This is a genomic window from Thiobacillus sp. (assembly GCF_024708915.1).
In genome coordinates this window covers 1-19529 of the sequence record NZ_JANJXQ010000170.1, presented here as the reverse complement: position 1 = coordinate 19529, position 19529 = coordinate 1, and the positions used below count along the sequence as shown (strand labels likewise).

At 66.0% G+C, this 19529-nt stretch carries 24 protein-coding genes; 15 read left to right on the top strand and 9 right to left on the bottom strand.

What is annotated here, in order from left to right; genetic code table 11:
* The 4 genes from Q0L94_RS11865 to Q0L94_RS11850 form a co-directional block, all read left to right on the top strand.
* On the top strand, positions 1-683 hold a 683-nt coding region (locus Q0L94_RS11865), incomplete at its 5' end, for an IclR family transcriptional regulator (RefSeq protein ID WP_296753510.1).
* Between the two features lie 259 nt (positions 684-942).
* Entirely contained in the window at positions 943-1533 is a 591-nt protein-coding gene (locus Q0L94_RS11860; RefSeq protein ID WP_296753508.1) for a DVUA0089 family protein, read from the top strand.
* A 203-nt stretch (positions 1534-1736) separates the two neighbouring features.
* A complete protein-coding gene (locus tag Q0L94_RS11855; protein ID WP_296753506.1) occupies positions 1737-2762 on the top strand; it encodes a hypothetical protein in 1026 nt (341 codons plus the stop codon).
* Entirely contained in the window at positions 2762-3301 is a 540-nt protein-coding gene (locus Q0L94_RS11850; RefSeq protein ID WP_296753504.1) for a glycine cleavage system protein R, read from the top strand. The genes Q0L94_RS11855 and Q0L94_RS11850 overlap by 1 nt, the downstream gene beginning before the upstream one ends.
* A gap of 34 nt (positions 3302-3335) precedes the next feature.
* Here the strand turns inward: Q0L94_RS11850 and Q0L94_RS11845 are convergent, their stop codons facing one another.
* Positions 3336-4301: a hypothetical protein gene (locus Q0L94_RS11845; RefSeq protein WP_296753502.1), complete on the bottom strand. Its 966-nt coding sequence runs from the start codon at positions 4299-4301 to the stop codon at positions 3336-3338.
* 20 nt (positions 4302-4321) lie between these two features.
* The gene (locus Q0L94_RS11840; RefSeq protein ID WP_296753500.1) at positions 4322-4963 is read right to left on the bottom strand and encodes a DUF502 domain-containing protein; all 642 of its coding nucleotides are present in this window, start codon (positions 4961-4963) and stop codon (positions 4322-4324) included.
* Between the two features lie 97 nt (positions 4964-5060).
* On the opposite strand from Q0L94_RS11840, the gene Q0L94_RS11835 reads away from it, so the two are divergent.
* The 3 genes from Q0L94_RS11835 (at position 5061) to Q0L94_RS11825 (ending at position 7371) form a co-directional block, all read left to right on the top strand.
* A complete protein-coding gene (locus tag Q0L94_RS11835) occupies positions 5061-5642 on the top strand; it encodes a DUF3365 domain-containing protein (protein WP_296753498.1) in 582 nt (193 codons plus the stop codon).
* Between the two features lie 96 nt (positions 5643-5738).
* Complete coding sequence (locus Q0L94_RS11830; RefSeq protein ID WP_296753496.1) at positions 5739-7085, top strand: HDOD domain-containing protein; 1347 nt, start codon at positions 5739-5741, stop codon at positions 7083-7085.
* Between the two features lie 49 nt (positions 7086-7134).
* Positions 7135-7371, top strand: coding sequence for a GIY-YIG nuclease family protein (locus tag Q0L94_RS11825; protein WP_296753512.1), 237 nt, complete (start codon positions 7135-7137; stop codon positions 7369-7371).
* Positions 7372-7386: 15 nt separating this feature from the next.
* Here the strand turns inward: Q0L94_RS11825 and Q0L94_RS11820 are convergent, their stop codons facing one another.
* The 3 genes from Q0L94_RS11820 to Q0L94_RS11810 all read right to left on the bottom strand — a co-directional run bounded on the left by Q0L94_RS11820 (position 7387) and on the right by Q0L94_RS11810 (position 10242).
* Positions 7387-7698: a hypothetical protein gene (locus Q0L94_RS11820; RefSeq protein ID WP_296753495.1), complete on the bottom strand. Its 312-nt coding sequence runs from the start codon at positions 7696-7698 to the stop codon at positions 7387-7389.
* A 206-nt stretch (positions 7699-7904) separates the two neighbouring features.
* On the bottom strand, positions 7905-8387 hold the full coding sequence (locus Q0L94_RS11815) for a hypothetical protein (protein WP_296753494.1): 483 nt from the start codon (positions 8385-8387) through the stop codon (positions 7905-7907).
* A 142-nt stretch (positions 8388-8529) separates the two neighbouring features.
* The gene (locus Q0L94_RS11810; RefSeq protein ID WP_296753492.1) at positions 8530-10242 is read right to left on the bottom strand and encodes an adenosylcobalamin-dependent ribonucleoside-diphosphate reductase; all 1713 of its coding nucleotides are present in this window, start codon (positions 10240-10242) and stop codon (positions 8530-8532) included.
* Between the two features lie 123 nt (positions 10243-10365).
* On the opposite strand from Q0L94_RS11810, the gene Q0L94_RS11805 reads away from it, so the two are divergent.
* The 7 genes from Q0L94_RS11805 (at position 10366) to Q0L94_RS11775 (ending at position 15948) form a co-directional block, all read left to right on the top strand.
* Entirely contained in the window at positions 10366-11346 is a 981-nt protein-coding gene (locus tag Q0L94_RS11805; RefSeq protein ID WP_296753490.1) for a serine/threonine protein kinase, read from the top strand.
* 87 nt (positions 11347-11433) lie between these two features.
* Positions 11434-11682 (top strand): AbrB/MazE/SpoVT family DNA-binding domain-containing protein, encoded by a 249-nt coding sequence (locus Q0L94_RS11800; protein WP_296753489.1) that lies wholly within the window; start codon positions 11434-11436, stop codon positions 11680-11682.
* A complete protein-coding gene (locus Q0L94_RS11795) occupies positions 11682-12086 on the top strand; it encodes a PIN domain-containing protein (protein ID WP_296753487.1) in 405 nt (134 codons plus the stop codon). The genes Q0L94_RS11800 and Q0L94_RS11795 overlap by 1 nt, the downstream gene beginning before the upstream one ends.
* A 119-nt stretch (positions 12087-12205) precedes the next feature.
* A complete protein-coding gene (locus tag Q0L94_RS11790; protein ID WP_296753486.1) occupies positions 12206-13972 on the top strand; it encodes an N-acetylglutaminylglutamine amidotransferase in 1767 nt (588 codons plus the stop codon).
* The gene (locus Q0L94_RS11785; protein WP_296753485.1) at positions 13965-15212 is read left to right on the top strand and encodes a lytic murein transglycosylase; all 1248 of its coding nucleotides are present in this window, start codon (positions 13965-13967) and stop codon (positions 15210-15212) included. Before Q0L94_RS11790 ends, Q0L94_RS11785 begins: the two co-directional genes overlap by 8 nt.
* An 11-nt stretch (positions 15213-15223) precedes the next feature.
* Positions 15224-15595, top strand: a complete 372-nt coding sequence (locus tag Q0L94_RS11780) for a DUF2237 domain-containing protein (protein WP_366799471.1) — start codon at positions 15224-15226, stop codon at positions 15593-15595.
* Positions 15592-15948 (top strand): hypothetical protein, encoded by a 357-nt coding sequence (locus Q0L94_RS11775; RefSeq protein ID WP_296753481.1) that lies wholly within the window; start codon positions 15592-15594, stop codon positions 15946-15948. Before Q0L94_RS11780 ends, Q0L94_RS11775 begins: the two co-directional genes overlap by 4 nt.
* A gap of 61 nt (positions 15949-16009) precedes the next feature.
* On the opposite strand, the gene Q0L94_RS11770 is transcribed toward Q0L94_RS11775, so the two are convergent.
* From Q0L94_RS11770 to Q0L94_RS11755, 4 genes are all read right to left on the bottom strand, one after another.
* Positions 16010-16684: a c-type cytochrome gene (locus tag Q0L94_RS11770; RefSeq protein ID WP_296753480.1), complete on the bottom strand. Its 675-nt coding sequence runs from the start codon at positions 16682-16684 to the stop codon at positions 16010-16012.
* 302 nt (positions 16685-16986) lie between these two features.
* Entirely contained in the window at positions 16987-17880 is an 894-nt protein-coding gene (locus tag Q0L94_RS11765) for a DMT family transporter (RefSeq protein ID WP_296753478.1), read from the bottom strand.
* A 56-nt stretch (positions 17881-17936) separates the two neighbouring features.
* Positions 17937-18353, bottom strand: a complete 417-nt coding sequence (gene rnk / locus Q0L94_RS11760; protein WP_296753477.1) for a nucleoside diphosphate kinase regulator — start codon at positions 18351-18353, stop codon at positions 17937-17939.
* Between the two features lie 115 nt (positions 18354-18468).
* Positions 18469-19107 carry a HEAT repeat domain-containing protein gene (locus Q0L94_RS11755; RefSeq protein ID WP_296753475.1) on the bottom strand — a complete coding sequence of 213 codons (639 nt, stop codon included), beginning with the start codon at positions 19105-19107 and terminating at the stop codon, positions 18469-18471.
* Between the two features lie 30 nt (positions 19108-19137).
* Between Q0L94_RS11755 and Q0L94_RS11750 the strand changes: the two genes are divergently transcribed.
* Positions 19138-19529, top strand: a 392-nt coding sequence (locus Q0L94_RS11750) for an MBL fold metallo-hydrolase (RefSeq protein ID WP_296753473.1), incomplete at its 3' end; no start/stop codon positions are given.

Sequence of the window (19529 nt, the reverse complement as noted above, 5' to 3'; positions counted from 1 at the left end):
TCGGACTGACCCGGCTCGCTGGCGAGGCCGGGTTGCACACCGCCAGCGCACACCGCATCCTCGGTGCGCTGATGGCGCATGGCCTGGTCGAAAAAACCGGCGCCGGAGAATACGATCTGGGCGTGCGTTGGCTGGAAGTGGGCAATCGCTTACGCGCCCGGCTGAATATCCGTCAGGTGGCGATGCCGTACATGCAAAAACTCGCTGAGCTGACCGGCGAGACGGTCAATCTGATCGTGCGGCGCGGCGACGAGGCGGTCTACGTCGAGCGCGTGTCGGGCGGCCAGACCCTGATCCAGGTGGTGCAGGTGGTCGGTGCGCATGCGCCGCTGCACGTCACCGCAGTGGGCAAGATTTTCCTCGCCGAAGACAGCGCCAGCGGCGTGATGGGCTACGCTGAGCGCACCGGCCTGCCGGCCTACACGCCGAACACGCTGACTTCGCTGGAGCGGCTCGGTGCCGAACTGGGGGCGATCCGCCACGAACGCCTGGCCTATGACCGCGAGGAGGCCGAACTGGGGGTGGCGTGCATCGGTGCGCCGATCCGCGATGCCGAAGGCAAGCTGGTCGCCGGCTTGTCGATCTCGGCGCCGGCCGAGCGCCACAAGGCGGGCTGGGCCGAGGCGCTGCAGCAGGCAGCGGCACAGACCGGCGCCGCGCTGGGCTATCGGGCTGAAGCCTGAGTATTGCCGCGATACGCCGCATCCGGGTGTCGGGGTTTTTTACAGTTCGTACAATAAATTGCGGCTGCCAGACGCCAGCTGACGCGAGTATCTGCATTTAAGCTTTTGTAATAAAAAGCGGTTCATGTTTCGCGCCGAACTGTGGCATGCAAGCTGCTTTAGGTGCTACGGCTTGCCAGTCCCGATGCTGCCAGGATTCCAGCAGCTCCGGCCCGGTTCGCGACAATAAAACCCAAAAACCGACAAGAAAGCGGAAAACATGAACTCAAACCTGCGTATTTACGGCATGGCCCTCATGCTGGCCTCCTCCCTGAGCCCGGCCCAGGCCGCCTATATGGAACTGGGTGACGCCTCGAACTTTCTCGCGTCGGCCCAACTGGCGACGGACTCCGTGATACAGGGCAACATCACCGAAGCGGATGAAGGCGATGTGTACAAGGTCGTGTTTGGAACCGGCGGTACCCTGTCGATCAGTGCCACCGGTTCGATCGACGCGCAGATCGGCCTGTTCGATGCAGGCTTCAATGCACTGGCCGGGGATGACGATTCCGGCAGCGGCGTCGACGCCTTGCTGAGCTACGCAATCAACGCCGGCACCTATTACATCGGCATTGGCGACTACGCCATGTTTGCAATCACTGCCAGCAACCAGGCCTGGTTGATGGAGGGATTGGCGCCCGCCGGCTTCGGCGCGGTGTCGTACATCGACAACCAGACTTCGATCGGGACAGGCGCCTACACGCTGTCGCTGTCCATGCAGCCGCTCAACCCGGTGCCCGAACCTGCCAGCCTCGCCCTGCTGGGGATCGGCCTGGCCGGCCTCGGCATGCTGCGCCGCAAGGCAGGCTGAACCGGGTGCTGCGGCTGCCAGCGCGGCGGCTGCGGCAGAAGCAACAAAGCCTGCAATTTGGCGGGCTTTGTTTCATGGCAATCCGTCTGCGCCGATGGCCGCTGCCGATCCGAAACGGTGACCGCAGGCGGCCGGATGCACGGGACGAATCATTTCAACTGCGGGCGCTTGCTCAGCAACGCTTTTCTTGGCACTGTGCCGCCATGAGCGCTGTCCCCGTATCTTCGCCCGCCACCCGCTACCAGATCGCCGCCTGGCTGATGATGGCAGCCGGGTTGCTGCTCGTCCTGCAGCTCCACTTGCTGCCGGCGCTGCTGGCCGGCCTGCTGGTGGCGCAACTGGTGCATCTGCTGGCGCCGCGTTTTGTCATTGGCCGCCTCGACCACATCTGGGCCAAGGTGCTGGTGGTGTCGCTCATCACCCTGATCGTGCTGGGCGCGCTGGGCGGGTTGACGACGGGCGCGATCCTCTATCTGCGCACCGAAGGCGGGCTGGCGGGGCTGCTGACGAAAATGGCCGAGATCATCGAAAACTCGCGCGAACTGCTGCCGCTGTGGGCGGCCGAATGGCTGCCGCAAGGCGACGAGTCGGTGATCCGCGCGGGGCTGGTCGAATGGCTGCGCACCCATGCGCAGGATATTCGCAAGCTCAGCGGCGACGCCGGGCGCGGGCTGCTTCACTTCATCATCGGCCTGATCATCGGCAGCTTCGTGGCGCTGCGCGAAGCGCGTCCGCATCAGACGCTGGCGCCGCTGGCGCAAGCCATGTGCGAACGGGTGAACCGCCTGGGCGAGGCGTTTCGCCGGGTGGTGTTTGCGCAGATGCGCATCTCGGCGCTCAATGCGCTGCTGACCGCGGCTTACCTGCTGCTGGTGCTGCCGGCGTTCGGGGTGCACCTGCCCTTCACCAAAACCATGATCGTCGTCACCTTCATCGTCGGCCTGCTGCCGGTGCTGGGCAACCTCATTTCCAATACGGTCATCGTCGTCATTTCGCTGTCGCATTCGTTGCACGTTGCGGCGGCTTCGCTGGCGTTCCTGGTCGTCATCCACAAGCTCGAATATTTCGTGAATGCCCGTATCATCGGCGGGCAGATCCAGGCGCGCGCCTGGGAACTGCTGATCGCCATGCTGGCGATGGAGGCCGCCTTCGGCGTGCAGGGCGTCATTGCCGCGCCGATCTTCTATGCGTATATCAAAAAAGAATTGTCCGACCGGGAGCTCATCTAATGTCCAACGACACCGAATCACTCGTCATCACCGCCAGCGGGGAAGACAAAATTGGCCTGGTGGAAGGTTTCACCCGCCGTATTTCGGACAGTGGCTGCAACATCGAAGAATCGCGGATGGCCGCGCTGGGCGGGCGTTTCGCGCTGCTGATGCGGGTTTCTGGCAGCTGGGATGCGCTGGCCAAACTGGAAGCGCGGCTCCCTGCCGTCGCCGAAGAATTGGGCCTTTCGCTCACCCAGCAGCGCACCCGCCCCACGCGGTCCGACAAGCCGCTGATTCCCTACACCGTCGAAGTCGCCGCGCTCGATCAGCCCGGCATCGTCAACAGCCTCGCCAACTTCTTCGCGCGGCTGCACATCAACATCGAAGCGCTCGACACCGAAACCTACCCTGCCCCGCACACCGGCGCACCGATGTTCGCCGTCCACATGACGCTGGGTATTCCCGCCGACGCCCACATCGCCACCCTGCGCGGCGATTTTCTGGACTACTGCGACGACCAGAATCTGGATGCGACCTTCGAGCCGGTGCGGATGTGACGCAGCATGCGCCGTCCGCAACGCCGCCGCCTGATTATTCGCCTTCGCTGACGCCGAGTTCGCTGTAGAACAGCGGCAGCGCATCGTCCTGCCGGTTCTTGCGTGGCAGGCCGCGCACCAGGGCCGCTTCCACACGCGCGGCCTGCAAGGCGGCACGGTCGATGACGGCGGGATACAGGCGGCAGTGTTTTTCGATCAATTCGGCCTGGCGGCAGGCGCAGGCTTCGAGCGTGCCGCGGGCGGCGGCATCGAGCTGCGGCAGCAGCAGCATCCAGGGCGCCTGCCAGGCATGGTAGTCATGCACCAGCCGGGCGTGCGCCGCATCCATGCCGGCGGTGGCGATGAACAGCGGCGGGAAGGCGTCGGTCTCCAGCACGCGCCCGTGCAATTCGTCGCTCCCCCTGAGCGTGTGCAGCCCCAGCCCGGCACCGTCGTCCGAGCGGCGGAACCACTGCGCCACGCCGCTGGCGAGACTGTTCACATGACGCGTCAGGTACTCGCCGGCGGATTCGTCGAGCCCGGCAATCGCCGCACTCTGGAAGCGTTCCTGCGCGGCCATGCCGGCGCGCCAGTCGAGCGGCGGCTTGGTGTCGGTCTCGCTGTCGGTGCACACGCTGTGCAGCAGTGCCAGCGGCTGGTCGTGGCGGTCGAGCAGCCAGAGCTCGAATTGATCGCGAAAGGCGAACGGCACCGTGCGATGCACCCTGAGCAGGTGCTCGTAGACCACCGCGCCCATCTCTTCCAGCCGCCTGAAATCGTCCGACGGGTACAGCGGCCCGCGCTTCAGTCCCGTTTCCGCCGACCAGTGGCCATAGCGGATGTCGGAAATCTGCGCCCGCCGTCCGGCGCGTCCCAGACCGTCGAGCAGCGCGTCGTTGGCGACATAGATATCCCACTCGATGCCGTCGGTGGTGACCGCCTCGGCCGAGAGGTAGCGAATGACGTGCACTACCCCGCGAAACGGGTTGAGCAGGCGTTGAGCGTAGCATTCGATCTGCATGCGGCGGCCCGGCTCCTGCCTCAGTTGGCGTCGCCGCCCGGTTGTGGCGGCACGGGGACTGACGCATCCTTGCTGCGGGCGCCGTCCATCCAGGCAAACAGCGATGCGCGCATCGCCTCTTCCACTGACATGTCGAGCGGCTGCACCCAGTCGCGCGGTACGAAAACCGTATAGCCGCCGATCATGTAGCCCATCGGCAGATAAACCGCCACGCGGTCGCCCTGCAGAAAACCGCCAGGCAGGTCGTCGACGTGCTGGCGCGTGAGCAGTCCCACTACCTCGAGCGCCTGCCCGGGCATTCTGAGGATCACCACCATCTGCTGGGTGCCCTTTTCACGCTGGGGGGAAAAGTAGTCGGCAAAGTTTTTGAACGAGGAATAGATGCTTTTCACCACCGGCAGGTTGGTGAAGGGCAGTTCCACCAGCAACAGCAGCCTGCCCGTGCCGCGTTGCGACACCAGGAATCCGAGCAGGAAAATACCGACGATTCCCAGCAGCAGGCCCATCCCCGGAAGGTAGTATTCGCCGACGAACGGGCGGATCAACTGCATGGCCAGCGTCTCGGTCCAGCTCAGGAAAACATAAAGCAGATAGACCGTCAGCCCGAGAGGCAAGGCGGTGATCAGGCCGCGAAAAAAATATTGATAGAGGTGTTTGTTCAATTCTGAACCTCGCTAATGTTTCTGAAACCCTGTCGCACTAGCATAACAGCGGGGGGTGTTAGAATTCCCGCACGTGTTCATTCTCCGGAGAACCCCCATGAAAGCCCCTGCCCTGATCGCCCTTGCCTTGCCCGCGCTGCTTGCTGGTTGTGCCAGCGGCCCCAGCGCCGAACAACAGGCCGTCATGGTGGCGGACGCGCGCAAGGCCTCTGCCGCGTTGACGCAAAAGCTCGGTGGTGAACTGAAAGCGGCGATCGGTGAAAAGGGCGCGGAGGGGGCGATCGGCGTCTGCAAGGAACGCGCGCCGCAGATCGCGGCCGAGGTCTCGAAACAGTTCGGCCTGCAGGCCACGCGCGTCAGCCCGAAAAACCGCAATCCGTCCGCCGTGCCCGATGCGTGGGAGGCCGAAGCCCAGGCCGGGCTGGAAAAACGGCTGGCCGCGGGGGAAAAGCCCGAGACGCTCGACACCTGGCAAATCGTCAGCACGCCGACCGGCAAGCAGTTCCGCTACGCCAAGGCGCTGCCGGTGCTGCCGTTGTGCCTGACCTGCCACGGCGATCCGGCCGCGATTCCCGATGGCGTGAAAGCGCGCCTGGCCGCCGATTACCCGCTCGACAAGGCCACGGGTTATGCCCCCGGCATGCTGCGCGGTATCGTCTCGATCAAGCGTCCGCTGTAAACCGGCCGGCAAAATTTGCACGAACGGGCTTCAGTCTTTCACGGCGCTGCCGATTATTCTGCTGATGCGCCCAGGTTTGTCGTGGAGGAATGAAGCGTGCTGAATCGTCTTGTCGGAATGTGGTCGGGGAGCCGGGATACCGCCGCTCCGCCGCCGCAGGGTAACGTGCCGCCCGCGGCAGAGCCGGCAGCCAGGCCGGCGGCCAAAGCGCCCTCGGTGATGCGTCGCGAGGCCATACTGGGACGCGACCAGAAGGTGGCGGCTTACACGTTCATGCTGCGCCGCGCGCCGGATGAGCAGCGCGATAGGGCGCTGCCCGACATGCAGCGGCTCTACGATGAAACCCTGCTCGGCAATCTCCAGCGCATGGATGTCGCGCGCCTGCTGGGGCAGCGCCTGGCGTTTGTTCCTGTGGTGCCGGCCAGCCTGTCGATTCCGCTGATCGATACCTGGCCCGCTGCCGGCACGGTGTGGGTTCTGCGGATCGACGGCCAGACCCCGATCGACGATTCCCTGCTTGCCCGGATGGCCGAACTGAAGGCGCGTGGATTCAGTTTTGCCCTGTATGCCGACGTGGCGATACGGCCCGAGCGGCATGCGCTGTTGCAGCTTGCGGATTATGTGCTGATGGACGTCGGCAGCGAGGACATGCCCGCCATCACCGCGCAAATGGCCGCGGTGTCCAAAGTGGTGGCCGGAAAACGCTTTGTGGCGACCGAGGTGCAAACGCTGGAAGCATTCCACATGTGCCACAAGCTGCAGTTTGCCTTGTTCATGGGGCCTTTCATTACCCGCCGTGAAACGCTCGCCACCCCGGTCATGGGGCCGTCACGCGCCAAGGTGCTGGACCTGATGAACCGGGTGCGTACCGGCGCCGAGCAGCCTGAACTGGCCGGGCACTTCCGCCAGGACCCGGCGTTGTCGGTGCGCCTGCTACGCTACGTCAACTCCCCCGGCATGGGCTTGGTGAGCAAAGTCGGCGGCATCGAGCAGGCGCTGATGGTGATGGGGCAGGACAAACTCTATCGCTGGTTGACGCTGATCCTGTTTACCGGCGGCCAGACCCAGGAACTCGACCAGGCGGTGCTGGAGAATGCCCTGGTGCGCGGCCGGGTGGCCGAGCAGCTGGCCGGGCGGGCGCTGTTCGCCAAGGCGCGCGACGAGATTTTCGTCGCCGGACTGTTTTCGCTGCTCGACGTGGTGATGCGCATGCCGATGGAGCAGGTGCTGAAGCAGATCAGCCTGCCCGCCGAAATCACCGAGGCCATCGTCTCGCAACGCGGGCCGTATGCGCCCTATCTGGCGCTGGCGATTGCCTGCGAGCAGGACGATCTGAGCAGTCTCGAAGCCCTGGCCGGGCAGATCGGCCGCGACGTGGCCGACATCAACGCCGTGCATATGGATGCGCTGCTGTGGGCGCAACAACTGTCCGCCGACGTATGAGCTGAACGTGGCGGCCGTTTCCGGTGACGCCGCCGCGTGGTGCGTCTACATGCTGCGTTGCGCCGACGGCTCGCTCTACACCGGCATCACCACCGACCTCGCGCGCCGCGTCGCCGAACACAACGGCGCCGGCGGGCTGGGCGCGCGCTACACCCGCAGCCGCCGCCCGGTGCAGCTGGTGTATGCCGAAGCCGCTGCCAATCGCGCCGAGGCGACGCGGCGCGAAGCGGCGATCAAACAGCTGGATCGCGCAGGCAAGCTGGCGCTGTGCGCGTCGGGCGCATAAGTTCCGGCGCCCGTTTCAGGCGCTGTTCAGACGTGCATTGAGTTGCGGAATGGCCGCCTCCATCGCGCGCCGCCCGGCGTCGATGGCGACGCCGGCACGGTGAAACTCCATCAGGCCCAGGTTCGCGAGCAGCGGCGTCACCACCACGTCCGCCGGATCGCCGGCCAGCCGACTGCGGGTAATCAGCACCTGCATGATGTTGATGCTGCTTGCCAGCACGTCGAGCATGGCCGGCGGCCGGGGTTCGTTGCCGGAATTGAGGCCGAGTTGCGACATGCCGGTCTGGATGCGCGCCATCATGCTGTCGGTCAGGTTTTCGGCATCCACCGGGGCGTGCTGGTGCGCTGCGGAAGCACTCGATCAGCTTGTCGCCCTTGATCAGCCCGCTGCCGAGCGAAAAATCGAGAAAGCCCACCACGGTCTGTACGCGCAGGCTGCGTACCCAGGCTTCCAGCCGGTCGAGTTCGCCGCCCACGTAGGCGGCGCTCAGCCGCGCGCTGAGCCCCTGCCGAGGGCGAGGCCGATGCGCGGGTTCATTGCAGCGTCGCCGCCCGCGGTACCACCAGCCGCACATAATCCAGCGCTTCGTAATTGCGGATTTGCGCCGGCCCCGCCGGCGCCACGTCGACATAGGCGGGAAAGGCCTCCGGCGCCACGCCGCGCCAGCCGGCGTACGTTTCGCACACGTGCAGCGGGATGCCTTCGTCGCGCACCAAGCTCTCGGCCAGCCGGTGCGTCGCCGCGTTGCCCTCGCGTTGCGCGGTTTGCAGCGCGAACATTTCCTGTCCGTGCGCCACCAGCGCCATCGGCATGCCGGGAAAGCGCGCCTTCAGCTGCTGCGCGGCCCGCTGGACCCAGGGCAGCGCGTGATCGAGCGCCTGCGGGTCACGGTCGACGATTTCGAACACCACCCCGGGCGGCGGCGCGGTGCGCGCCAGCAGGGCATCGAGGCTTGCCGCCGAGGTGGCGGGTAGCCAGGCCAGGATGGCCAGGGCAGACAACAGAAAACGCAGCATTCAGGATCCTTTCCCATGGTGCCGTATAGGCAGCCGGCGCCGGCAGGCGCGGCCCGCCCATTGTCGGCCAACTGCGCCGAAAAAGGGTGCCGGGCGGCTACGGCCTGCCGGATGAGGGCTGGCCACGTTCATGCAGCGCGGCTTAATCCGCCTCGCGCTCGGGGCTGCAGCACTGAACCGGGCTGTCCGCAGGCGGCTGGCTGAGGATGGCGCCGGTGACCGGATTGGGGCGGAATACGGTGCAGCCCTTGAGGCCGAGCGCGTGCGCCTGCCGGTAGAGATCCTCGAAGCGTTCGAATGGAATGTCGGCGGCGACATTGATGGTCTTGGAAATCGCGTTGTCGACAAAAGGCTGCAGCGCGGCCTGCATTTGCAGGTGGGCGAGCGGGTCGATCTGGCGCGCCTCGATCAAGGCCGGCGGGGTGCCGGCCCCGCCGTGCTGCTGCCATAGCCGGCAGGCGTAATCGATCACGCGATGGCTGCGATAGCCGCCGTCGCTTGCCAGCACGCGGCGCTCGGCCGCGGCGGCGAAAATCGGCTCGATACCGCTGGAAATGTTGTTGGCCAGCAGGCTGATGGTGCCGGCAGGAGCGATCGCCAGCAGATGGCTGTTGCGGATGCCGTGCGCGGCGATGGCGTCGCGAATGTCGGCCGGCAGGCGGGCGGCGAAGCCGCTGGCCAGAAACGGCCCGGCATCGAATTCCGGGAAGGCGCCCTTCTCGCGCGCCAGTTCGATCGATGCGCGGTAGGCGGCATCGCGGACCGCCTGCATTGTGCGCGCCGCCAGCGTGCGCGCCGCCGCGCTGTCGTAGCGCAGGCCGAGCAGCACCAGCGCGTCCGCCAGCCCGGTGATGCCCAGCCCGATGCGCCGCTTGCGATGCGCTTCCTCTGCCTGCGCTGGCAGCGGGTAGCGCGAAACCTCGATGACGTCGTCGAGAAAGCGCACCGCGAGCCGCGCCGCGTCGGCCAGCGCGTCGAGGTCGAGCCGCGCATCGGCGGCGAACGGCGACACCACGAACGCCGCCAGGTTGAGCGAGCCGAGGTCGCAGGCGCCGTAGGGCGGCAGCGGAATTTCGCCGCAAGGATTGGTGGCGGTGAGCGTTTCGCGGTCGGCGAGCGTGTTGTCGCGGTTGATGGCGTCGACGAACAGCACGCCGGGTTCGGCGGTGTCGTAGGCCGCGCGCAGGATGCGCTGCCACAGCTCGCGCGCCTTCAGCGTGCGCGCGTTCGCAAGCCCGGGGAAGGCCAGCGGCCAGTCGCGGTCGTCCGCCACCGCGGCCATGAAGGCGTCGCTGACCTGTACCGACAGGTTGAAATGGCGCAGCGCCGCGGAGTCGCGCTTGGCATCGACGAAGGTCTCGATATCCGGATGGTCGCAGCGCAGCGTCGCCATCATCGCGCCGCGCCGCGCGCCGGTCGACAGCATGGTGGCGCACATGGCATCCCAGATGCGCATGAACGACACCGGGCCGGAGGCGATGCTGCCGGTGGCGGCCGCCACCATGCCGGCCGGGCGCAGGGTGGAAAAATCGTAGCCCACGCCGCCGCCGTGCTGCATGGTGAGCGCGCCTTCCTTCAGCGCCTCGAAAATGCTCGCCAGATCGTCGGCGATCTCGCCCATGACGAAGCAATTGAACAGCGTCACCCGGTGGCCGGTGCCGGCGCCGGCGAGAATGCGCCCGCCGGGGAGGAAGCGGAAATCCTCCAGCAGCGCGAGAAAGCGCTCGGCCCAGGCGTCGCGCTCCCGGTTTTCCGCCGCTGCGATCGCCCGCGCCACCCGCTGCCAACTGGCGTGGATGCCGGCCTCGCCTGCGGCACGGTAGCGGGTCTCCCAGATGTGGCGGGAGAGTTCCATGCTGAAAGGATCGGGCGTCGTCATGCAGTGGCGATGGAAGCGGCGAGTTGAGGCATTATCTATCCCATTAATATTTTCGAGCACGTGTACCCTTTGGGTATAGCCGTTTTGCCCCAGTCCATAATGGATTCGTCCCACCCCTATTCTGCGCTGACGCCCGACTGCGCGCTCGACGCGCTCGACAGCACCGGCTTGCGCGCGGATGGCCGCCTGCTGGCGCTGAACAGTTACGAGAACCGCGTCTACCAGATGGGGATCGAGGATGCCGCCCCGGTGGTGGTCAAGTTCTACCGCCCCGAGCGCTGGAGCGACGCCGCGATCCTGGAAGAACACGCGTACACGATCGAGCTCGCCGCGCGCGAAATCCCGGTGGTGGCGCCGCTGGCGCTGAACGGCGCCACGCTCCATACGCATGCCGGCTTTCGCTTTGCGGTGTACCCGAAACAGGGCGGGCGCATGCCCGAATTCGACCGCGCCGGCACCCTGCAGCGGATGGGGCGCTTCCTCGGGCGCATTCACGCGGCGGGCGCGCAGGCGAGTTTTTCGCATCGTCCGGCGCTCGACCTCGATACCTTCGGTTTCGCATCGCGCGATTTTCTGCGCAGCGGCAACTGGCTGCCGTCCGACCTGACCGCCGCGTGGGACAGCGTGGTCGAACATGCGCTGCAAAGCGTAGCGCATTGCTACGAACGCGCCGGCCCCGTCCGTGCCATCCGCCTGCACGGCGACTGCCACGCCGGCAACGTGTTGTGGACCGAGGCGGGGCCGCATTTCGTCGACTTCGACGACAGCCGCATGGGCCCCGCGGTGCAGGATCTGTGGATGCTGCTGTCCGGCGAGCGCGACGATCAGCAGGCGCAGATGGGCGCGATCCTGGCGGGCTACGAGGACTTCGCTGAATTCGATCCGCGCGAGCTGCATCTGGTCGAAGCGCTGAGAACCCTGCGGCTGATCCACTACGCGGCCTGGCTCGCACGCCGCTGGGACGACCCGGCTTTTCCGGCCGCGTTTCCGTGGTTCAATACGCAGCAGTACTGGCAGGCGCGGATCCTCGAATTGCGCGAGCAGATTGCCCTGATGGACGAGCCGCCACTGGCGGCGTGACGACTCGGCAAGCCGGGCTTGGTGGACGAATGCCGGGCGCAGGACTATTATCGGAATGACGGAATTTCCGTATTTCGGAGAAGCAAAATGCGTGAAACCCTCATCGTTTCCAATCGCGGCCAGATCACCCTGCCGGCCGACATGCGCAAGCAGCTCGGCATCGCACCCGGCAGCGCCGTGATTATCGAAACGCGTAATGGCGAGCTTGCCCTGAAACCCGCAGCCGTGCTGGAGATCGAACGCTATACCGACGAACAGATTGCCCAGTGGGACAGCGAGGACAAGCTGACCGCCGCTGAGCGCAAGCGCATTCTGGCCCGGCTGCAAAAAGCCTGATGCGCCTCTTTCTCGATGCCAACATACTTTTCACGGCGGCGCACAACCCCAAAGGCAAAGCCGCCCTGGTCATTGAGCTCGGCCAGGCCGGCCTGTGGCAACTCGTCACCAGCGCCTACGCGCTGGAAGAAGCGCGCCGCAACCTCGCGCTCAAATTTCCCGACGGATCGGAGCGGCTGGACGCGTTGGCTCAAGGCCTACGCATGTCACCCGATGCAGCAGCCCAGGATTGCCCGGCCGGATTGCCGGACAAGGACCGTCCCATCTATCGCGCCGCACACGCCTGCCGGGCAGATGTCCTGCTCACCGGCGATCTCCGCGATTTCGGGTTTCTGATGAATGATCGCAGCAAGGCGGGCGGCCTGCTGATTCAGACCGTCGCCGATTTTCTGAATGGGCTTTGATGACCTTGGCATGAACACAGCCGCCACAAAACGTTGCCCCTTTTGCCATCTTTACCCCAAGCGTGTCCTTGCTGAGGCGCTAAAATTTTCCCTCAATCATGAAAAGGTTTGTGTAAGTTATGTGCGGCATAGCAGGTGAATTCCGGTTCGACAACACGGCGCCCGACGCGGAGGCGATGGCACGCATGCTGGCCAAACTGGCGCGACGCGGGCCGGACGCCGAAGGCCAGCACGCCGACGGGCCGGTGCGCCTGGGGCACCGGCGGCTGGCGATCATCGACCTGTCGCCGCGTTCGGCCCAGCCGATGCTCGACGCCGCGACCGGCACCGCGCTGGTGTTCAACGGCACCATCTACAACTACCCGGAACTGCGCGCCGAACTGATCGCGCGCGGCCACGTCTTCCATTCCGACGGCGACACCGAAGTCATCCTGCGCGCCTACCTGGAATGGGGCGAAGCCTGCGTCGAGCGCCTGCACGGCATGTTCGCGTTCGCCCTCTGGAACCGCGAGACGCTGTTCCTGGCGCGCGACCGCCTCGGCATCAAGCCGCTGTATTACAGTGAAAATCAGGGCTGCTTCCGCTTTGCCTCGACCCCGCAGGCGCTGCTCGCCGCAGGCGGCGTCGACACCGGCATCGACGCCGTCGCGCTGCATCATCTGTTCACGCTGCATGCGGTAGTGCCGGCGCCGCGCACCATTTTCAACGGTATCCGCAAGCTCGCCCCCGGCACCACCCTGTCCGTGAATGCGCGCGGCGAAATCAGCCACCGTAAATACTGGTCGCTGCGGGCGCAGCGTCCGGCGGTGCCGAAGAGCGAGGCCGAATGGACCGAGGCGATTCACGAAGGCCTCAGGCAGGCGGTGAAAAAGCGCATCGAGATCGCCGACGTCAAGGTCGGCGTGCTGCTTTCCGGCGGTCTCGATTCGAGCCTGCTGGTGGCGCTGCTGGCGGAGCAGGGGGTGCCCGACCTGATGACGTTTTCGGTGGGCTTCGAAGACCAGCCGGAAGAGCGCGGCAACGAGTTCGAATACTCCGACCCGGTGGCGGAGATGTACGGCACCCGCCATCATAAATACCTGATCCCGAACAGCGAAGTGCTGCGCCGCCTGCCCGAGGCGGTCGATGCGATGAGCGAGCCGATGTTCGCGCAGGACGCGGTGGCGTTCTATCTGCTGGCCGAACAGGTCAGCAAGACGGTGAAGGTGGTGCAAAGCGGGCAGGGCGCCGACGAGGTGTTCGGCGGCTATTTCTGGTATCCGCGCATGGCGGCGGAAACATCCGGCTCGGCGCTCGATCGTTTTCGTCGCCATTACTTCGACCGCGATCACGATGAATTCCTCGACATGGCGATGCCGGCGTATCACGGTCCGGACTACACGGCGGAAATAATCGCTGCGCATCTGGCGGAACCTTTCGCCGACGAATTCATCGATCAGGTATTGCGCATGGATACGACCATGCTGATCACCGACGATCCGGTGAAACGGGTCGACAACATGACCATGGCATGGGGCCTCGAAGCGCGCGTGCCTTTCCTCGATCACCAGCTGGTGGAACTGGCGGCATCGATGCCGGCTGAACTGAAACTGGCGTCCGAGGGTAAACATGTACTGAAAAAAATTGCCCGCGGCCTGATCCCCGACGCAGTGATCGACCGTAAGAAAGGCTATTTCCCCATGCCTGCGCTCAAATTTGTACGTGGAGATTTTTTGAACTTCATGCAGGATATTCTGACTTCGCAGGCCTGCCGCGAACGCGGCCTGTATCAACCTGCCTATGTGGACACGCTGCTGGCCGCGCCGGAACAGCATCACACCCGAATTCAGGGCAGCAAGCTGTGGCATCTGGCGCTGCTCGAATACTGGCTGCAAAAAAATGCGTAGCGTCCTTTGCCTGCTAGCGGCGCTGGCGATGGCGCCCGTCCACGCCGCAAGCGACTTCGACAGCTGGCTTGCCGACTTCCGCAAGGAGGCGGCGGCGCAGGGCATTTCCGCCGCCACCCTCGACGCCGCACTGAGCGGCGCGACGCCGGTCGAGCGCGTGATCGAACTCGACCGCCGCCAGCCGGAGTTCCTGCAGACTTTTGCGGATTACCTGGGGCGGCGCGTCACCCCGACGCAGGTCGCGCGCGGCCAGGCCTTGATGGCAGAACATGCTGCGCTGCTCGACGCGGTCGGACAGCAATATGGCATCCCGAAAGCGGTGCTGGTTGCATTCTGGGGCCTGGAAACCAATTACGGCGCCACGCTCGGCAGCCTCAACATTCCGGCCAGCCTCGCCACGCTCGCTTTCGACGGGCGGCGCAGCGGGTTCTTCCGCAGCCAGCTGCTCGACGCGCTGCGCATCATCGACGCCGGGCACGTCGCCGCAATCGACATGAACGGTTCGTGGGCCGGCGCGATGGGGCACATGCAGTTCATGCCGTCGACCTTCCGCGCCTACGCGGTGGATGGTGATGGCGACGGCCGCATCGACCTGTGGCAGTCGCTGCCCGACGCCATGCATTCCGCCGCGAATTATCTGCAGCGTGCCGGCTGGCGTGCGGATGAAGCGGTGGCGCTGGAAGTGCGCCTGCCGCAGGGTTTCGACTGGCGCAAAGCCCGTGTGGCCCACCGCCTGCCGGTGGCGGCGTGGACGGCGCTTGGTGTGCTGGCGGCGGACGGCGCGGCTTTGCCCGCCGCCGCGGGCAAGACCGCGGTCGTGCTGCCGCAAGGTTGGCAGGGACCGGCTTTCATGGTGTTCGACAATTTCGACGTGGTGATGCAGTGGAATCGTTCGCAGAGTTACGCGCTGACGGTGGCGCAGCTGGCGCGACAGCTGGCTGGAGGCGGCGCGCTGGCGGCCCCGGCGGGCGAAGCGGGTGCGCTCAGCACGGCGCAGCTGCAAGCCATGCAGCAGGCCCTGAACGAAATGGGCTTCGACGCCGGCACCGCGGACGGCCTGCCCGGTCCGCACACGCAAAGTGCCGTCCGGCGTTACCAGGTGATGCACCAACTGCCGGCCGACGGCTATCCGGCCCCCAGCGTGCTGGCGCATGTCGAACGAACCCGTGCCGCTGCGGCCACGGCGCCCGCGCTCAGCGTGGCACCGGCTTTTACCGCGCCGGCCGGCAGCCCTGATTGATGGAGCGTAATGTGGATGACGCGCGCAGTGTGCTGGGCGGCCCGTTGCAGATGTGCAGCGTGGCGCCAATGACGGGTTTCCTGCGCGATGGCGCCTGCCGTACCGGGCCGCAGGATATCGGCGGCCACACGGTGTGCGTACAGATGACCCAGGCATTTCTCGACTATTCCCTGCGGCAGGGCAACGACCTGGTCACCCCCGTGCCGGAATACGATTTTCCCGGCCTGCAGCCGGGCGACCGCTGGTGCGTGTGCGCGGTGCGCTGGCTCGACGCGGCGGAAGCCGGTGTGGCGCCGCCGGTGATCCTCGATGCAACCCACGCACGCGCGCTGCAGAAGGTCGCGCTGGCCGACCTGCAGTATCACGCGCTGCTCACGCCATGAGCCTGGTCTGCTGGAAATGCGGCGCCAGCCTGGCGGGGATGCTGCTGCCGCTGGGGCGGCGCGAGGCGTGCCCGAGTTGTCGGGCCGACCTGCATGTCTGCAAATCGTGCCGCCACCATGACGTGCACCGTGCCGGGCAGTGCCGCGAGCTGGCGGCCGAACGCGTCGCCGACAAGACGCGCGCCAACGATTGCGGCTGGTTCGTGCCGCGGCTGGAGGCCTATCGCGGCGGCGGCGCGGCGATGGCACAGGCCAGCCGCGGCGCGCTCGACGCGCTGTTTGTCCGCCAGGATGGCGGCGGCGAAGTCGCCCCCGCGCCCCCCGCTTCGCTGGACGACCTGTTCAAGAAATAATCGGCTGCAGGATTCAGGCAAACCCGCAAACCTTGCGGGGAGGTGCCCCCGGCTTTGCGGCTCAGGGCTGCATGGCGGCCAGGTAGGCGGCCAGATTCTGGATGTCGCCGTCCTTCAGGTTGCGCGTGTAGGCGGCCATTCGCGGATCGATGCGCTCGCCGCTGCCGCTGCGATAGCGTTTCAGCGAGTCCTCCACGTATTGGGTCTGCTGCCCGGCCAGACGCGGAATCTTGCCGCTGCCGCCGCCGTCCGCGCCATGGCAGGCGACGCACAGTGAGGCGTACAGCCGCCCGCCGGCAAGGCTCTGCGGGTTCACCCCGGCGGGCTTGCGGGTGACCGGCTGCTGCGACAGGAACAGCGCAATGTTGATGCGCTCGTCCGGGCTGAGGGCCTTGATCATCCCTTCCATGAAGGCCGACGACTTGCGCTGCCCCAGCACGAACTTGTTCATCTGCTCCAGCAGATAGCCGGCATTCTGGCTGGCCAGATTGGGCACCTCGACCAGCACGCTGTTACCACCGCTGCCATGGCAGTGCCGGCAGACCGCAGCGTCCTTTTGCCCGCGCTGGATCGCCGCCGACAGCCTGGCCGGGTCCTGGCTGATCTGCGCCAGTTTTTCGTGCATCGCTTCGGGCGACGGCGCGGCGGGCTTTTCCGCGCTGCGGCTGGGGGCGGCGTGGGCGCAGGCGGCGAAGAGCAGCAGGCTGAAGGTGCAGGAAAAACGGAGCAAGGACATGGGGTGCTCTAAATATATTATTAAAGATAATGATATCAACAAACGCTTCATTTTGGGGCATGCAGGGCGGCAAGCGCGGAGTACGCGCTGCCGGGTCGGTTCGGAGCGTCGGTCCTGCGGTCTCGCCCGGCGTCTGCCTATCGACCCGGCCCGACGATGTTTGAACCCGCACGGTATTTTTCACGGCATCCTGCTTTGACCGGTTCACTGGGCCGTTTCTATAGGACGCTGTTTTAACGGTTATTGATTCGGCCTTCCTCGCTGCCGCACACAGCCTGAGCAAGCCGAGCCTTGATGTCACTTCAAACTTCGTCTGGCCGAATCAATAACTGCCGCAGAGCCTGCCATTCGTACAGCGACAGCCCGGCGCCGATCAGCGCGATGCCGGCCCAGCCGTTTCCCGGGATCCATTCGTGATTGAGGGTCTGCCCCAGCAGCAGCGCGGAAACCGGAGTGATCAGCGTGATCAGGGCGACGCGTCCGGCATCCAGATGCTTGATGACGAAGTAGTACAGGGTGAAGCCCACCACCGAACCGAGGATGCCCAGATAGACGATGGCCGCGCCGGCGCGCAGCGTGATGCCGGACGGCGGCTGGGCGGAGTCAGTCAGCAGCCAGGCCAGCACGAAGCAGGGTGCGGCGACGCCGAGCGATCCGGTAGTGATGGCGAGCGACGAGGCGCGCAGGTTGAGCCGCTTGATCCACACCAGCCCCAGCGCCTGCATGACCATGCCTGCCACCACGGCGGCGATGCCAGCCGTGGCCTGGCTGTCTCCCGGCCACGGCTGGCCAAAGATCAGCCACAGTCCGGCCAGCGCCAGCCCCAGTCCTGCCAAGCGAATCGGAGTGAGCGTGCGCTCGCTCAGCCACAGCGCCGCGAATACGCCGGTGACCAGCGGCGACAGCCCGAAGATGACCGAAATCAACCCCGAGGGGATGTGCAGCGCACCCCAGTAGGTGAGCAGCATCGACACGAACATCGACAGGCCGCTGATCGCGTAAAGCTGCCGCGCAGCCGGGGTGAACGGAAACGGGATGCGGCGGGCGCGTAACAGCAGCAGGCAGATCGCCAGCCCGATCAGCATGCGGGCCATCACCGCGAAGCTGAAGCCGGCCCCTTGCGCGCTCCACTGGATGGCCAGGGGCGTGGTGGACCAGATCAGGATCATGCCGACGTAGGCGGCGGGGACGGACATGAGGCGCAGGGTGGGCAGGTGGAATCGCAGCGGGCCGGGCGCGATCCCGGACGGCGTTACAGGGTGAAGTCTCCTGTGCGTTCGGGTTGATAGGTGACGTCAACGATGCGCGCACGCACGCTTTGTCCGCCCGGCGCCAGCCATTCGACGTGCTGGCCGACCGAGAGACCGAGCACGGCGATGCCGGCCGACGCCATCACCGACAACTGGCCGGGTGCGCCGGTGAAATCACGCGGATAGACCAGCGTCATTTCCATCTCCTTGCCGGCAGGCTCGATCACGAAGCGGATACGCGAATTCATGGTGACGACATCAGCCGGCATTTCATCGGGAGGAAGAATCTGCGCGCGATCGAGTTCTTCGTGCAGCGCCTCCGCGCCGGGGTGATCGTCGGGCAAGGCCGAGAGCATGGCTTCCAGGCGATCCAGATCGCTTTCGGATACGGTAATGGCGGGCCGATTGGTGATTTCCATGGAGTGCTCCTGCATCAAAGCGCAAATGAAAACCGCCCAGGCGAGGCCCAGGCGGTACAGTCGGAACTGTAGCACCGAAGGAGATGCCAGGCCAGCCCCTGCCCCGCCATCGGGGTCATGTTTCGGGCGGCAGCCGGTCCAGGCTTTCCGCTGCGATCTCGCGCACGTCCGCATCGTCGTCCGTGGTCCGCGCGTCCAGCCATGGCCGTGCCGCAGCCTCGCCGGTCAGCCCCAGGTAATGGCAGGCATCCGCCCGCACCCGTGCGTCGGCATGCTGCGACAGCGTTCCCAGTTGCGGCAGCAGCGTGCGCAGCGTGTCGCTGCCGGCAAAGGTTTCCAGCAGCACGCCGGCCCCCAGCCGCACGTTGAGGCTGGCGTCTACATTGCCGACGATGGGCAGCACCGCCGCCAGCAAGGCGGGTTCGGCCTCGATCATGGCCTGCGCACGCGGCAGCTGGCCTTGCTTCAGCAGCATGTGGAAATAGTCGGCCAGACCTTCCTCGCTGTCGGCCTTGGCCGCCCATTCGGCGAGTTCGGCCTTGGTGTGCACACCGGCGAGTTCGATGCGGCCGATCCGCACCCAGGGTACCGAACGCACCCCCAGCGCCTGCCCCACCTCGGGGTGCTGTTCCAGATTGACCGCTTCGAGGCGGCCGAGCGTGCCCTGCTTGAGCAGATCGGCGAGCGCGGCGAGCACCGCCGGGCAGTGCGGGCAGTGGGTGGACAGCAGCAACAGGGCGTCGGGTGCGGACATGTCGGGAAAGATTCGGCGGATAATCGGTGCATGGAATTTACCATCCTCCCTGTCACCCCGTATCAACAAAACTGCTCGCTGCTGTGGGACGAAGCGGGTCGCGCCGCGCTGATCGACCCCGGCGGCGAGGCCGAGCGCCTGCTGGCCGAAGCGGCGCGGCGCGATCTGAAGCTGCAAAGCATCCTGCTCACCCACGGCCATCTCGACCACGTCGGCGCCGCGGCGGAACTGCGCGATGCGCTGGGTATCCCGATCATCGGTCCGCAGCGCGAGGAGCAGTTCTGGCTCGACGCGCTGCCGCAACAGGCCGAGCTGTTCGGCTTTCCGCCCGCGCAGGCGTTCACCCCGGACCAGTGGCTCGCCGACGGCGACCGGGTCGAGGTCGGCAGCGTGCGCCTCGACGTGCTGCACTGCCCCGGCCA

Coding starts and splice junctions, on each gene's coding strand:
- Q0L94_RS11860 (WP_296753508.1), top strand. CDS start 943: ATGAACTCAAACCTGCGTATTTACGGCATGGCCCTCATGCTGGCCTCC.
- Q0L94_RS11855 (WP_296753506.1), top strand. CDS start 1,737: ATGAGCGCTGTCCCCGTATCTTCGCCCGCCACCCGCTACCAGATCGCC.
- Q0L94_RS11850 (WP_296753504.1), top strand. CDS start 2,762: ATGTCCAACGACACCGAATCACTCGTCATCACCGCCAGCGGGGAAGAC.
- Q0L94_RS11845 (WP_296753502.1), bottom strand. CDS start 4,301: ATGCAGATCGAATGCTACGCTCAACGCCTGCTCAACCCGTTTCGCGGG.
- Q0L94_RS11835 (WP_296753498.1), top strand. CDS start 5,061: ATGAAAGCCCCTGCCCTGATCGCCCTTGCCTTGCCCGCGCTGCTTGCT.
- Q0L94_RS11825 (WP_296753512.1), top strand. CDS start 7,135: ATGCTGCGTTGCGCCGACGGCTCGCTCTACACCGGCATCACCACCGAC.
- Q0L94_RS11815 (WP_296753494.1), bottom strand. CDS start 8,387: ATGCTGCGTTTTCTGTTGTCTGCCCTGGCCATCCTGGCCTGGCTACCC.
- Q0L94_RS11810 (WP_296753492.1), bottom strand. CDS start 10,242: ATGGAACTCTCCCGCCACATCTGGGAGACCCGCTACCGTGCCGCAGGC.
- Q0L94_RS11805 (WP_296753490.1), top strand. CDS start 10,366: ATGGATTCGTCCCACCCCTATTCTGCGCTGACGCCCGACTGCGCGCTC.
- Q0L94_RS11800 (WP_296753489.1), top strand. CDS start 11,434: ATGCGTGAAACCCTCATCGTTTCCAATCGCGGCCAGATCACCCTGCCG.
- Q0L94_RS11795 (WP_296753487.1), top strand. CDS start 11,682: ATGCGCCTCTTTCTCGATGCCAACATACTTTTCACGGCGGCGCACAAC.
- Q0L94_RS11790 (WP_296753486.1), top strand. CDS start 12,206: ATGTGCGGCATAGCAGGTGAATTCCGGTTCGACAACACGGCGCCCGAC.
- Q0L94_RS11785 (WP_296753485.1), top strand. CDS start 13,965: ATGCGTAGCGTCCTTTGCCTGCTAGCGGCGCTGGCGATGGCGCCCGTC.
- Q0L94_RS11775 (WP_296753481.1), top strand. CDS start 15,592: ATGAGCCTGGTCTGCTGGAAATGCGGCGCCAGCCTGGCGGGGATGCTG.
- Q0L94_RS11770 (WP_296753480.1), bottom strand. CDS start 16,684: ATGTCCTTGCTCCGTTTTTCCTGCACCTTCAGCCTGCTGCTCTTCGCC.
- Q0L94_RS11765 (WP_296753478.1), bottom strand. CDS start 17,880: ATGTCCGTCCCCGCCGCCTACGTCGGCATGATCCTGATCTGGTCCACC.
- rnk (WP_296753477.1), bottom strand. CDS start 18,353: ATGGAAATCACCAATCGGCCCGCCATTACCGTATCCGAAAGCGATCTG.
- Q0L94_RS11755 (WP_296753475.1), bottom strand. CDS start 19,107: ATGTCCGCACCCGACGCCCTGTTGCTGCTGTCCACCCACTGCCCGCAC.